3 protein-coding genes are annotated in these 3,719 nt (G+C 70.7%); all 3 read right to left on the bottom strand.

Features of this window, described 5'->3' with window-relative positions:
* Window positions 1-47: 47 nt before the first annotated feature.
* Genes J0670_RS32840 through J0670_RS32830 form a run of 3 tightly spaced genes read right to left on the bottom strand, consistent with a single transcriptional unit; the run spans window position 48 to window position 3,276 of the window.
* The gene (locus tag J0670_RS32840) at window positions 48-1,124 is read right to left on the bottom strand and encodes a low specificity L-threonine aldolase (protein WP_207815785.1); all 1,077 of its coding nucleotides are present in this window, start codon (window positions 1,122-1,124) and stop codon (window positions 48-50) included.
* On the bottom strand, window positions 1,121-1,879 hold the full coding sequence (locus J0670_RS32835) for an SDR family NAD(P)-dependent oxidoreductase (protein WP_207815784.1): 759 nt from the start codon (window positions 1,877-1,879) through the stop codon (window positions 1,121-1,123). Before J0670_RS32835 ends, J0670_RS32840 begins: the two co-directional genes overlap by 4 nt.
* On the bottom strand, window positions 1,876-3,276 hold the full coding sequence (locus J0670_RS32830; protein WP_207815782.1) for a DUF6421 family protein: 1,401 nt from the start codon (window positions 3,274-3,276) through the stop codon (window positions 1,876-1,878). The genes J0670_RS32835 and J0670_RS32830 overlap by 4 nt, the downstream gene beginning before the upstream one ends.
* Between the last annotated feature and the right edge of the window lie 443 nt (window positions 3,277-3,719).

Below are 3,719 nucleotides of genomic sequence, written 5' to 3'. Positions count from 1 at the left end.
TCCCGCCCTGCTGTCGCAGGACGGGACGATCCGTGGTTCAGGCACCGTCAGGCGCGGCCCATCTCCTCGGCGATGGCCGCCGCGAAGGCGTCGATGTCGGCCTCCGTGGTGTCGTAAGCGCACATCCAGCGGACCTCGCCGGTGTGCTCGTTCCAGAAGTAGAAGCGGTAGCGCTTCTGCAGCCGCTCGCTGACCTCCCGCGGGAGGATCGCGAACACCGCGTTCGCCTGGACCGGGCGAACGACCTCGACCCCGTCGATCTGCCGGACCGCGGCCTCCAGCCGGCTGGCCATCGCGTTGGCGTGACCGGCGTTGCGCAGGTAGAGGTCACCGGCGAGCAGCGCCTCGAACTGGACGGAGACGAAGCGCATCTTCGAGGCGAGCTGCATCGAGGTCTTGCGCAGGTACTTGATGTTGCGCACCCGGTCCGGGTTGAGCACCACCACGGCCTCGCCGAACAGCAGGCCGTTCTTCGTGCCACCGAAGGAGAGGACGTCGACGCCCACGTCCGTGGTGAAGGCCCGCATCGGCAGGCCGAGCGAGGCGGCGGCGTTGGCCAGGCGGGAGCCGTCGACGTGGACGAGCATGCCGAGCTGGTGGGCGTGCTCGGTGATCGCGCGGATCTCGTCGACGGTGTAGAGCGTGCCCAGCTCGGTGCTCTGGGTGATGGAGACCGCGAGCGGCTGCGCGCGGTGCTCGTCGCCGTAGCCCCAGGCCTGCTGGTCGAGCAGTTCGGGGGTGAGCTTGCCGTCCGGAGTGGGGACGGTGAGCAGCTTGATGCCGCCCATCTTCTCCGGGGCGCCGCCCTCGTCCACGTGGATGTGAGCGGACTCGGCGCAGACCACGGCGCCCCAGCGCGGGAGCAGCGCCTGGAGGGCGACCACGTTGGCGCCGGTGCCGTTGAAGACCGGGTAGGCCTCGGCCCGGTCGCCGAAGTGGCGGCGGAAGACGTCCTGCAGGTGGGCCGTGTAGTCGTCCTCGCCGTACGCGATCTGGTGACCGTCGTTGGCGAGGGCTATCGCGGCGAGGACCTCGGGGTGGACGCCGGCGTAGTTGTCGCTGGCGAAGCCGCGGACGGCGGGGTCGTGCCGCCGTACCGCGTCCGTACGGGTGAGGTCGGTCATCGGGCTGTCAGCCACAGGTGCTGTCCGTTCAGTTCTGCTGCGGGGCGGTCCCAGAGGTCCGCCAGGTGTCCGGCGAGGTCGGCGGTGTCGGTGAAGCCGGCGAACTTCGCCTCCGGCTTCTCGGCCCGCATCTCGGGGCTGACCAGCGCCTTGATGACCAGGATGGCAGCCGCCGCGGTGGGCTCGCCGTCCGGGGAGGTGGTCTCCTTCTTGAAGGAGTCGGCCATGGCGAGGGTCCAGGCCTCGGTGGCGGCCTTGGCGGCCGCGTAGGCGGCGCCGCCCGCGGTGGGCTTGTGCGCGGCGGCGGCGGAGACCATGGCGTAGCGGCCGGCCTCGCTGCGGACCAGCGCGGGCTGGAAGGCCAGCGAGGTGTGCTGGAGGGTGCGCACGACGGTGTCGTGCAGGAAGTCCCAGTCGTCCAGGCGGGTGTCGAAGAAGGTCTTGCCGCCGCGCCAGCCGCCGACCAGGTGGAACAGGCCGTCGACGTGGCCGTGCTCCGCCTCCAGGTGGTCGGCCCAGTCGTGGACCTCCTGCGGGTCGAGCAGGTCGATCACCTGGCCGCTGACCTTGGCTCCGCGCACCGCGACGCGGGTGGCGTCCAGGGCCGACTCCAGGCGGCGGGCGTCGATGTCGGCGCCGACCACGGTGGCGCCGTCCGCGGTGAGGCGGCGCAGCACGGCCTGTCCGGCCGGTCCGCTGGCGCCCGCGACGGCGATGACCTTGCCGGCCAGCTTGGTGGAGGGGGTGGTGGTCACGCGGCGACTCCCTGGATACCGGTGCCGGTGATGCCGGCGGTGGCGGCGATGACGCCGCCGAGCTTCTTGGACAGGGCCTCGTAGAACATGCTCAGCGGGAACTCGTCCGGGAGCACGGCGTCGCACAGCGCCTTGTTCAGGGCTTTGCCGTCGGTGATGTCCAGCGGCAGGGCCTCGGGGCCCTTCGCCCAGGTGGAGGCCGGGTGCGGGGTGAGGTAGCGGGACACCAGTTCGTAGGCGGCGATCCAGTGGGCCGGCTTGGGCCGGTCGATGCCGTCGCGGTACAGGGTCTCGATCTCGGCGCAGAGCGCGTTGGTGACCTGCGGGGCGCGCTCCCAATCGATGCTGAGGCGGTTGTCGCGCCAGCGCAGCGCGTCGTGCTTGTGCAGGTAGGCGAAGAGCAGCTGGCCGCCCATGCCGTCGTAGTTGCGCACCCGGTCGCCGGAGACCGGGAAGCGGAACAGACGGTCGAAGAGGATCGCGTACTGGACGTCGCGGGCGTGCGGGTTGCCCTCGGACTCCAGCTTCACCGCCTCCTTGAAGGTGGTGAGGTCACAGCGGAGCTCCTCCAGGCCGTACATCCAGAACGGGCTGCGCTGCTTGATCATGAAGGGGTCGAACGGCAGGTCGCCGTGGCTGTGGGTGCGGTCGTGGACGAGGTCCCACAGGACGAAGGTCTCCTGCGCGCGCTGCTGGTCTTCGAGCAGGCCCTCGGCGTCGGCCGGGATCTCCAGGCCGAGCTGCCGGACGGCACTGGTGGAGACGGCACGGAAGCGGGCGGCCTCGCGGTCGCAGAAGATGCCGCCCCAGGTGAATCGTTCCGGCGCCTTGCGCACGGAGACCGTCTCGGGGAAGAGCACGGCGGAGTTGGTGTCGTAGCCGGCCGTGAAGTCCGTGAAGGTGATCGGCACGAACATCGGGTTGTCGAAGCGGGTGCGCTCCAGCTCGGCCAGCCAGTCGGGCCACACGACGCGCAGCAGGACGGCTTCCAGGTTGCGGTTCGGGTTGCCGTTCTGGGTGTACATCGGGAAGACGACCAGGTGCTCCAGGCCGTCCTCCCGCTGCTCGGCGGGCTGGAAGGCGAGCAGCGAGTCCAGGAAGTCGGGCTCCCGGTAGCCGGTGTCGGCCCACTTCGCGAGGTCCGCGTCGACGGCGGCGAGGTAGGCCGCGTCGTGCGGGAAGTTCGGAGCGAGCTCCTCGACCGCGGCGCGCACGGTGGCCACCAGGGGATCGACGGTGAGCCGCTGGACGGCGGCCAGGTCGATCGAGCCGTCCTTGGACTGCAGCGGGCGCAGCGTCTCGACGGCCTCCTTCAGGCGCAGCCACGCCGGGTGGGCGGCGAGGGTCGAGGCCGGGGCGTCGGCCGCCGCAGCGAGCCTTGGCGAAAGATTCTGCATCGTGGACTCACTTCGACAGGAGTTATTTCAACGGGGACACCATATGTACGAAAGGTTCTCCCGTTCAAGGGGGGCAGGACGGGCAAAACTCCGGCGCGCCCCCGCCGTGGCTTCAAAATCTCCACCGGGACGCCGACTGTCCGGCATGTGGACAGTGATCTGGATGTTCTGGACAGATGTGCCGTTCTGATGCGAACCTCCCCGCATGCTCCCGGCGGTGATCACGGTGGCCGAACGCCACGACAGCCAGTTCCGGGTGCCCTCCCGCCAGCGGCCCCGCTGTCGCGGTCGCGCGCGCGGCCGCTGCTGCCGCTGTTGCCGCTGTTGTTGATCGGCTGCCGCCCACCGGCCGCCGCCGGTCCGGCTCGGAGGGCGCCACGGACGTGGGCCCGTACGCCGACCATGCCGTGTGTGTTCCGGCGCCGCCACCGGGGGAAGTGACC

It is taken from the genome of Streptomyces sp. FH025 (genome assembly GCF_017427025.1).
Lineage (GTDB): Bacteria > Actinomycetota > Actinomycetes > Streptomycetales > Streptomycetaceae > Kitasatospora.
Note: the sequence above shows the minus strand (reverse complement) of the source record. Positions and strands in the feature narration are given on the sequence as shown.